The organism is Gelidibacter gilvus (assembly GCF_004115975.1).
Lineage (GTDB): Bacteria > Bacteroidota > Bacteroidia > Flavobacteriales > Flavobacteriaceae > Gelidibacter > Gelidibacter gilvus.
On the sequence record NZ_SDDZ01000009.1, the window covers coordinates 154251 to 163531 of the forward strand.

General features: G+C 36.3%; 8 protein-coding genes and 1 tRNA gene. 7 read left to right on the forward strand and 2 right to left on the reverse strand.

All coding sequences use genetic code 11. From position 1 onward, the window contains the following. Positions 1–13 precede the first annotated feature (13 nt). Positions 14–1249, reverse strand: coding sequence for a pyridoxal phosphate-dependent decarboxylase family protein (locus tag ESZ48_RS14315; RefSeq protein WP_223266461.1), 1236 nt, complete (start codon positions 1247–1249; stop codon positions 14–16). 31 nt (positions 1250–1280) lie between these two features. After that, positions 1281–1970, reverse strand: coding sequence for a ferredoxin reductase domain-containing protein (locus tag ESZ48_RS14320; RefSeq protein WP_129018184.1), 690 nt, complete (start codon positions 1968–1970; stop codon positions 1281–1283). A 452-nt stretch (positions 1971–2422) separates the two neighbouring features. On the opposite strand from ESZ48_RS14320, the gene pta reads away from it, so the two are divergent. The 7 genes from pta to ESZ48_RS14355 form a co-directional block, all read left to right on the forward strand. Beyond that, positions 2423–4531: a phosphate acetyltransferase gene (gene pta, locus ESZ48_RS14325; protein ID WP_129018185.1), complete on the forward strand. Its 2109-nt coding sequence runs from the start codon at positions 2423–2425 to the stop codon at positions 4529–4531. A 14-nt stretch (positions 4532–4545) separates the two neighbouring features. After that, positions 4546–5730: an acetate/propionate family kinase gene (locus ESZ48_RS14330; protein WP_129018186.1), complete on the forward strand. Its 1185-nt coding sequence runs from the start codon at positions 4546–4548 to the stop codon at positions 5728–5730. Positions 5731–6042: 312 nt separating this feature from the next. After that, complete coding sequence (locus tag ESZ48_RS14335; protein ID WP_129018187.1) at positions 6043–6450, forward strand: hypothetical protein; 408 nt, start codon at positions 6043–6045, stop codon at positions 6448–6450. After that, positions 6447–7301 carry a hypothetical protein gene (locus tag ESZ48_RS14340; protein WP_129018188.1) on the forward strand — a complete coding sequence of 285 codons (855 nt, stop codon included), beginning with the start codon at positions 6447–6449 and terminating at the stop codon, positions 7299–7301. Before ESZ48_RS14335 ends, ESZ48_RS14340 begins: the two co-directional genes overlap by 4 nt. 150 nt (positions 7302–7451) lie before the next feature. Continuing rightward, positions 7452–8138 (forward strand): 2'-5' RNA ligase family protein, encoded by a 687-nt coding sequence (locus ESZ48_RS14345; RefSeq protein ID WP_129018189.1) that lies wholly within the window; start codon positions 7452–7454, stop codon positions 8136–8138. Between the two features lie 275 nt (positions 8139–8413). Continuing rightward, a tRNA-Arg gene (locus ESZ48_RS14350) sits at positions 8414–8487 on the forward strand. Between the two features lie 220 nt (positions 8488–8707). Beyond that, positions 8708–9281 (forward strand): phage integrase SAM-like domain-containing protein (locus ESZ48_RS14355; RefSeq protein ID WP_190246275.1); only part of this gene is annotated, 574 nt, incomplete at its 3' end.

A 9281-nucleotide genomic window follows, 5' to 3' on the forward strand; every position in this document is an offset into this window, starting at 1 on the left:
TATAGTTTTTTAATTACAGTCTAAATGCGATAACGCTCAAATCGGGTTCACAAATCACCTTATATCCGATAGATTTTAATTCTTTGTACAAGTAACCTGTGAGCTGTAATTTTTCATTGAGATAGTTTGAGAATACACTCTCCCCGTACAGTTTCAGTGGCAACCACATTCGTAAGCCTCTAAAATGTTTGCTTAATTCTGGAGATAGATCGGCAGGAGAATATTGGTTTTCCATTTCGGCATCGCGCATATAATTCGCACTATACGAATGTGCTGCAGCTAAATGTTCAATATTTTTTACCAATAAAACTCCCAAGCCATAAGGCATAAACAGTCCTTTATGAGGATCTAAAATTACAGAATCTGCCAATTCAATTCCCTTGAGTCTTTTTTTTCCTAAATCGGTTAACATAAAAAAGCCACCATAAGCGGCATCCACATGGAACCAGATATTATGTTTTTTACTGATAGTACTTAATTTTTTCAAAGGATCTATCGCACCAACATCAGTAGATCCAGCGTTGGCGACTATTAAAAATGGTGTTAAATCATGTTGTTCATCGTGCTTTATCTGTGTTTCCAAACCTGAAACTGAAATTCTAAAGTTCGCATCGAGAGGGATTTCTCTAATAATGCAGGTTTCAAGTCCAATAATTTTTAAAGCCTTGATAATACTGTGATGCGATTGAGAAGTGCAGTACACCACACTTTTTGATACGTTTGAAATGCTGATGTTTTTATGATGTTTCGCAGTATGAAGCGCCATAAGGTTGGCGATGCTCCCACCAGAAGTCAAGTTTCCTCCAAATCCATCGGAATAGCCCATTAACTTTCCAGTCCAGTTGATTAGCGCATCTTCCATTCGCACTGCACCAGGCGAGGCATAAAAAACTCCGGCATATCTATTGGTTACCGCAGCAAGATAATCGCCTAAGGCTGAACTATAAATACCGCCACCAGGGATGTATCCCAAATGACCTCCTGAGGCAGGATTTAAACCGGTATCAACCACACGTTCTTTAAAGAAGCCTAAGATATCCTCCAAGGACTCTTTATCCTTATCAATTTCAAAGAATGAGTCCCGCTCAGTTGCAGCATGTGTTTCATGGTGAAACGCTTTTTGCGTGGTTAAAGAGTCAAGGAATTCATCAGAGAAATTCTGAATTTTATCAAAAAGTACGTTGCGTTCAGTGGCGGATTCTTCAAGTTCAAATAAATTATTCGGAGAATTTGGCTTTGGACTTTTCATGATGTTTTATTGAAGTTTTCTATAAAAATAATCAAAATTTGTAGCCCGTTTGTATATAATCTTGTTTAACGCCTATAGTAATCAGATGGGTTTTAATATCTTCTTCAAATTGTTTTGGCCCACAGACATAAAAATTCTGGTCGGTACTTTCAACTAAATTAAGTAAGTAGTCTTTGTCTATCTTACCAAATGGAAAGCTCTTAGATTTCGTTCTGCTTAAGATCACCGATAATTTAGTGCTAAATAAATGCTTCAATTTGTTATAATACAAAACATCATTTTTGGTCTGGTTGGCATAAATCAATCTGTGCTCTTGTTTGATATCTATCCCGTTGTTTTTCATATTTCTAAATATGGGTAAAAAAGGAGTAATGCCAGTTCCGGCCGCAATAAAAGTGCCGCTGCCTTTATAAGAATACGAATCCCAAGCATAAGATAACTGTACCATGTCATTCGGTCGTAATTTTGCAATGCCCTGTGTGAGCGCATCCGCGTTTTCGTGAACTTTGATCACAAACTCTAAATGATCATCCGTAGGCACATTGGTCAATGTAAAAGGGGCGACTGCTAGCTCGTAACCAGGTTTATCAATACTTAAATCAACGGCTTGTCCTATTTTAAAGTCAAACTTCCATGGTTTGGTAATTTGGAAAAAAATGACATTGTGATTTATGTAGGACACTTTGATGACCTTTGCTTTATGCGGAAATATAATACCCATGACTTTTAGAATTAAAGATCCTTTTTATTGGATGCGTTTTCTATGAAGTGGTTACAAAAGATGAGGTCTGCCAGTATTTGAAGCCATCCAATCTGGATGAATATCATCGCATGATTGGGTTTTAATTTTCGAGTTTATCCGTTGAAGCATCGGTAGAATTATCAATTGAGATATTAAATTAAATTCATGATTAAAGTCATGACATTTCACAAAAGAACTTAGGATATTTGCTAACCATATAATCAATGTAAAGTAATTGTTATAGAGATGATACAACCTTTGCTTAGCAATTTGAAATTGCTATTTTTGTTTGGAAATCGAATGGTTTTTAGATCATCCACCACAATTCAACGTAACAGAGGTTTCATTTGAAACTAGATTTTAAATTTTCAGAGTATCACAATCAGTAAACTTTACCCACTTGTGGGATTAAAATATAATCACCAATTAATATGTCAAAAAAAACAACCAATAAAGGCATTTATATTGCCACCACAGAACCCAATATTGGAAAATCCATTATTTCTTTAGGATTGATGCAATCACTTTTGGGAAAGGCCGCCAAAGTAGGCTATTTCAGACCTATTATTGACAACTTCGAGCCAGGAAAAACCGATAATCATATCAATACCGTTTCCACTTATTTCAATTTGGATATAAAATTTGAAGACGCCTATGCTTTTACCCGAAGCGAGGTTATTAGGAAAAAAAATGAAAACAAAGACAGTGAGATAATGGGTCGGATTATTGAAAAATATAAAGGTCTTGAAGAACGTTTCGATTTTGTCTTGGTAGAAGGGAGCAGTTTCATCGGGGAAGGTTCCATCATGGAATTTGACATGAACGTATTGATTGCTAAAAACTTAGGCATCCCTGCTATAATTGTTGGAGGCGGAGTTGGAAAGACATTGGACGAACTTGTAGGGAACTTGCAAATGGCTTCTGATTCTTTTAAAGATAAAGGTGTTGAGGTGCTTGCAGTTATTGCTAATAAGATAGAACCACAAAACCTGACGCTGGTGACTTCAGAATTGGAGAAATACCTACCTAAAGGCGTAATTGTAAACGCAATTCCATTGAATCATAGCTTGGCAAATCCATCCATCAAAGAAATTGTGGACACCTTGGATGCCAAAGTCCTTTTTGGTGAAGAATTTATTAATAATCAAGCAGGTAATTATAGCGTGGGTGCTATGCAACTGCGTAATTATCTTATTCATTTAAAAGAGAAAGCTTTAGTTATTACACCTGGCGATAGGGCTGATATCATTTTAGGAGCTTTGCAAGCAAATATTTCTGATAATTATCCCTCTATCTCTGGGATTGTGCTTACAGGCGGACTGATGCCAGAAGATTCCATCCTGAAACTCATTGAAGGCCTTTCAGAAGTTGTCCCGATTATTTTGGTAGAAGGCGGAACATTCTCGGTAACAAATCGACTAGGGAGCATACAATCTCAAATTTATGCTGAAAACACAGAAAAGATAACGACCTCAATAAAGGAATTTGAAAAGCACGTCAATGTTGATGCACTTATTGAACGTCTCATTACCTTCAAAACGAAAGGGATTACGCCTCGGATGTTTCAGTATAACCTATTTCAAAAGGCAAAATCTAAAAAGAAACACATTGTGTTACCGGAAGGAAATGACGAACGTATTTTAAGAGCAACCAAACGACTTGTTGATCTTGATGTGGTGAATATTACGCTACTTGGCGATAAAAAACAAATAGAGGATAAAGTGACCAACCTTGATATTGGATTGGATTTGGATAAAGTGAAGATCATCAATCCGATTGAATCTGAATATTTTGAATCTTATGCAGAAACACTATTTGAACTTCGTAAGCATAAGAATGTCAATCTTCCGATGGCGAAAGATTTGATGGAAGATGTATCCTATTTCGGGACGATGATGGTTTATAAAGGCGATGCTGATGGGATGGTTTCTGGAGCGGCACATACCACACAGCACACCATTCTTCCGGCACTTCAATTTATTAAAACAAAACCTGAAGCGCCTATTGTATCTTCTGTGTTTTTCATGCTATTGGATGATCGCGTTTCTGTTTATGGCGATTGTGCCATTAATCCCAATCCTACAGCAATTCAATTGGCAGATATTGCCATTTCCTCTGCGGCAACCAGTACGGTTTTTGGAATTGAACCTAAAATCGCCATGTTGTCATATTCTTCTGGCAATTCGGGTGTTGGAGAAGATGTGGAAAGAGTAAGGGAGGCCACAAGATTAGTGAAGGAAAAAAGACCAGATCTCAAAGTAGAAGGTCCTATTCAATATGATGCAGCGGTAGATATCGCTGTTGGGAAATTAAAACTTCCGGATTCGGAAGTTGCAGGGCAGGCCAACGTTTTTATTTTCCCTGATCTAAACACAGGAAATAATACCTATAAAGCAGTGCAAAGAGAAACAAATTCATTGGCGATTGGACCAATAATCCAAGGTTTGAACAAGCCGGTTAACGATTTAAGCCGTGGCTGTACCGTAGACGATATTTACAACACGGTTATTGTAACAGCAATTCAAGCACAAGGCATTTAAAAATATAAAATAACATGAAGATATTAATCATCAATTCCGGAAGTTCATCCATAAAATTTCAGTTAATGGATATGCCTTCCGAAAAATTAATATGCAGTGGATTAGTGGAGCGCATCGGCTATAAAAATGCCACTATAAATTATAAAGCGAATGGCGAAAATCTAGAACAAACTCATAACATTGAGTCACACAAGCAAGGGCTTAAAAGAGTTGTAGAGTTACTGCTTGATCCTGAAATTGGCGTTATTACCCACACCAATGAAATTGAGGTGGTTGGGCATCGTGTTGTCCATGGTGGCAACTCATTTTCAGACACCACGTTAATTACTTCAGAAGTGAAGGAAAAGATTCAAGAATACGCTGCTTTGGCACCTTTGCACAATCCGGGAAATCTTGAAGGCATTCTTGTTGCCGAAGAAATTTTTCCTTTGGCAAAGCAGGTGGTTGTTTTTGATACTGCTTTCCATCAAACTATTCCTGCAAAAGCTAAGCGATACGCCATTCCTACAAGTTTATATGAAGAACACGGTATTCAGGTTTATGGTTTTCACGGTACGAGTCATCAATATGTTTCAGAAAAAGCGATTGCCTATTTAGGAAAAGAAAATTCGAAAATCATCACCATTCATTTAGGAAATGGGTGCAGTATGACTGCCGTTCTGGACGGTAAAAGTATAGATCATAGCTTAGGGTTCACACCTTCCAACGGTTTGATCATGGGAACCAGAAGTGGTGATATCGATCACGCGATTATCTTCCATTTGGTCAATAATTTGGATTACACCTTAGATGATGTCAAAACACTGCTCACGAATCAAAGTGGGATGTTGGGTCTTACTGGACACATGGATTTAAGGGACATTCAGGTTGAAGCCGAAAATGGAAATAAAGATTGCCAATTGGCCTTGACTATGAATGCCTATCGCATTAAAAAGTATATTGGTTCTTACGCTGCGGCGATGAATGGGTTGGATGCCATTGTTTTCACCGCTGGGATCGGAGAAAATTCTAGTGTCATCAGGCAATTGGTTTGTGAAGATTTGGAGGTTTTCGGAATTCATTTGGACAATACTAAAAACGAAAAAAGATCTGGAGATTTAAGAGAAATCAATGCCGATGCCTCCAAAGTGAAAATATTGGTCATTCCAACCAATGAGGAACTGGAAATTGCAAAGCAAGCGTTTGAGTTGGTGAATTAATTTTTATCAAGATAATTATAGAGTAGGAGTAGTGCTATTTTTAGTGCTACTTTTTTTGTGGCTTTACTTCAGATAATTTACAATTATCTATTGCAAAGTTTCTTACTATCCTTTTCGCAATATGAAGTTTTAGTTTCTATATATTAAGATTGTTCGTTAGATCTGAAATTAAGTATTATGAATTTCTTAGTAGTGGTTAACACGTTAAAATATTATATATTGCTAAATGATAAAAGTGCATAAGTTCCTGACTTATCACTGTTTTATTTCATTAATTAGAATTTCCTTCATTTAATAATCCAAGTAGAACCTATGAACAACACAACAAAAGAGTTCGTCTTGAAATATGGCATTCCTACGCTTGCAGTCATTGTTATCGCTGTACATTTATTTCTTGTGAATACAAAAAACCTCAGTAAATGGAAAGGTGGCGGCTATGGGATGTACACCGAACTTCATTATTTCGGTAACCAGATATATATTCCAGGAATGTCTTTAGATTCCTTATTAAAGGATAACCAAGAGATGAAAAAAACACTCTCTTGTTTAATGGTAATGCCAAATATCGATAATCTCAATAAAGCTGGACAACTAATTCTGAAAACAACTCAAAAGGATAGCATTCACGTTCAAATCTGGAAACCAATTGTCAATTCAAAAAACGGTCACTATTCAAGAGTATTGATAGATGAAGTTTACTTAAAAACTACAGGGTTTTGAAATATTTGACCGTCATAAAGGACACATTAAAAGACCAAATTGCGCTGGCATCCCAATTGCTGCTCTTAGTACTTGCGGCCTATGTTTTCACTATGGCTGAAGAACACCGCCGATGGAAAACCCCTGTGCTTTTTATTGGATTATTGAGTTGGTTTTTTTTACGTCATAGAATAAAACATCCCATCATTTGGATTACTCTTTTTGTTCTTTTGGCTGTTGATCTCTATTTCAAATATTTTTGGGTGGCAAACCATCATTTTATGCTGATCTTTATGGTGCTTTCGGTCTTAATCTATAGCTATCACAAACGTACTGATATTCTTCTAAAAAACATTCAGATCCTTTTGGTGATTGTTGTTCTGACATCGGTTGTGCAAAAACTGATGTCCACTCAGTTTATGAGTGGTGATTTCTATTATTATATGAGCAACCGTGGCGTTCTCTTCAGGAATTTCATTAATTTCTTTCCAGAAAAGTTGGAGATTATAAAGAGTAATTCAAAAAACCTCTTCGACTTACACGCCACCGATCCAAATATTGGAGAGCATATTGTATTAAAGAACATCTTACCAAACCTCGGATTAATAAGTGTTGTCTTTGCCTGGGTCACTGTGGTGATGGAATTGGTGGTTGCTATCGCTTTGCTTTTTAAGCCGAGAAGCGTTTGGACACATCTATTTTTTGCAGCGATGATTCTTGGCATATTATGCACACGTTTTGAAACGGGCTTTATGGCATTGCTCGCCATCTGTGGGCTTTATTTATGTAGGAATCTTTATTTACAATTGTTATATGTTTTGATTGTAATAGGATGTTTTATATTGATTTTAACAAAACTAGGGTTTCACTAGAGGTTTCTTTCGCACGTTACTTTTTAGTATTTTTGAGATTTGTCCGCATAATTTAAATGACTCACAATTTTATTGTCCATTGTGATTTACTTTTAAGAATGCCGGCAAATTTTCAATAACCCATAATCATCTACTATTTGATTAAAATCGATGAATCTCAAAGAACATTACAATAAGCTTTATAAAGAATCCATTGGTGAAATTTCTTCCGATAATTACGACATTGACCCTATGCTCCACGCCGATGATGACAATCGATTTGGAGTGTCACTTTTGATTAGACCACCTGTGGAAATCAAAAATGAAATACAGAAATTTCTTAACGAACTTAAAAGCATTGAACCCAATCAATACTATTATCCAAACACAGACATCCATATCACAGTAATCTCCATAATCTCTTGTTATGACGGACTTGAGCTATCAAATCTCAATGTGCCTGAATATATTGAACTCATAGGAAAAAGCCTTAAAAATGCTCAAAGCATTACCATAAAATGTAAAGGAGTTACCGCTTCGCCATCTTGTATTATGATCCAAGGATTTTTAGAGGATAGCAGCTTAAATCATCTAAGGGATAACCTGAGACACGACTTTAAAGATTCGACTTTGGAACAAAGTATGGACGAGCGCTATGTGATTCAGACAGCACATGCCACTGTGTTTCGCTTTAGCGAGCAGTTAAAGCAAAAAGAGGAATTCTTGGAACTTTTAGAAAAATATAGAAGTCATGATTTCGGAACCTTCCAAGTAAATCAGCTGGAGCTTTCTTATAATGATTGGTACCACCAAGATAAATTGGTCACAAAACTTCATGAATTTAAGATGACATACTGAAGTTAAGGTGCAGCGAGGTTGAAAACAGTGTGTTTTTCAGTAAATTCTTTAAAATTTATTTTATAGATAATTACTGAAATAGTAGACTTAAGTAATTAGTTATTAAGCCATTTGATTTTTTATTTATTCAAGAGATAAAATCATGCAAATTAAAGAGCGATTTTTTCTCTTTTTGTTTATGATGTTTTAATAGAAATTGTATATTTGCCGACCGTAAGACAAATAAGATTCGTTTTATCTTGTCTTTACCATTTTCAGAACAACAGTTCTTGAATGGGCTCGTAGCTCAGCTGGATAGAGCACCTCCCTTCTAAGGAGGCGGTCACAGGTTCGAATCCTGTCGGGCTCACTTAAAGCTTTATCAAAAAGCACCAAAGGCTTGTAAAACATATGGTTTTACAAGCTTTTTTATTTTCAGGTATATCCTTTAATTTCATTATATTTGAAATAATTGGTCAACAATTCGGTCAACAAAAAAGTATTGTAAAAATGGTGCCTGAATTGTTAATATTGTAGCATAGTTGATTTGACTTTTGTCTAACAAAGTTTAATCTTTAAGACATACAACTATGGCAATTCCAAAATCATTCTCTATCCTATTCTGGATAAACGCTTCACGTGCAATAAACAATGAGGCAGAAATTTACGCCCGAATTACAGTAAACGGCAAACGCGTCAACCTCAGTTTAAAAAGAAAAGCAAACCTTGATCAATGGGATCCGAAAACTAAACGGTTAAAAGGCAATACGCCATTTGCCAGGCAAACCAATCAATACCTTGAAGAAGTCCATTCCCAAATTTTCCAAATCTATCAGGATCTTAAATTCAAGGGCAAGCTCATAACAGCCCAACTTGTAAAAGCTCATTACACTGGAGTAGGGGAAGATCAAGGAAAATCACTATTTGATATCTTCAATTATCACAAAGCCAAAACAGCCAATACATTGGCGAAAGGTTCCATTCGGCTCTTTGGGGTAACCGAATCCCACGTGAAAAAGTTTCTAAAGAAACATCGGAAAACCACAGACGTTTACCTAAAAGAAATCAACTACGAGTTTTTAACCGATTTCCAAGGCTATCTATCTAATCTCTATCCTGCAGGTCATCCCAAGGCGTTGTGCAATAATACGGTGATGAAACACA